The 873-nt window shown below is 55.0% G+C and carries 1 protein-coding gene; it reads right to left on the bottom strand.

The features are described 5' to 3' along the window. Positions 1–812 (bottom strand): tetratricopeptide repeat protein (locus LKK83_RS26320; RefSeq protein ID WP_324634439.1); only part of this gene is annotated, 812 nt, incomplete at its 3' end. Positions 813–873: the final 61 nt, after the last annotated feature.

Genomic DNA, 873 nt, shown 5'->3' on the forward strand with positions numbered 1-873 from the left:
TTGAGGGTAGTTGCTTCCTGTGCCTTATCCCCCACTTGCCGAGACAGGGGCAAGGATTGGTTGTAGTAGTCTAGGGCGGTTTGCTGGTCTCCCAGGTCGGAGTAAACCTGGCCAATATTGGAGAGGGTAGTTGCTTCCCCTGCCTTATGCCCCACTTGCTGGAACAGGGGCAAGGATTGGTTCAAGTAGTCTAGGGCCGTTTGCTTGTCTCCCAGGTCGGAGTAAACCCCGCCAATATTGTTGAGGGTAGTTGCTTCCCCTGCCTTATCCCCCACTTCCCGTCTCAGGGGCAAGGATTGGTTGAAGTAGTCTAGGGCCGTTTGCTTGTCTCCCAGGGCGTCGTAAACCCCGCCAATATTGTTGAGGGTAGTTGCTTCCCCTGCCTTATCCCCCACTTGCTGGAACAGGGGCAAAGATTGGTTGTAGTAGTCTAGGGCCGTTTGCTGGTCTCCCAGGTCGTGGTAAACCCGGCCAATATTGTTGAGGGTAGTTGCTTCCCCTGCCTTATGCCCCACTTCCCGTGTCAGGGGCAAGGATTGGTTGTAGTAGTCTAGCGCCGTTTGCTTGTCTCCAAGTAAATCGGAAATGCGACCCATTCCTACCAGGGCGGCTGCTTCACCTGCTGCATTCCCTGCGGCGCGATACGCTTGGCGTGCGGCGTCCAACTTTTGCAGGGCTTCTCGCAACGATTCTGCGGTTCCTTGCCGAAAGAGTTGCACTCCTTCTTGCAACAACCGATCGCCCTCTTGAGTGCTACTATTCTGAGCTATCCAATTCTGCCCAGTTGTCCTTAATCCTGACAACGGATTTATCTCCTGCGCGGAACTCACTGGGGCAAAACTCGACCCCAGCAGCAGCGTTACCGCTACGGCT

Source organism: Phormidium sp. CCY1219 (assembly GCF_035615515.1).
In the GTDB taxonomy this organism is placed as follows: Bacteria; Cyanobacteriota; Cyanobacteriia; order Cyanobacteriales; family Laspinemataceae; genus CCY1219.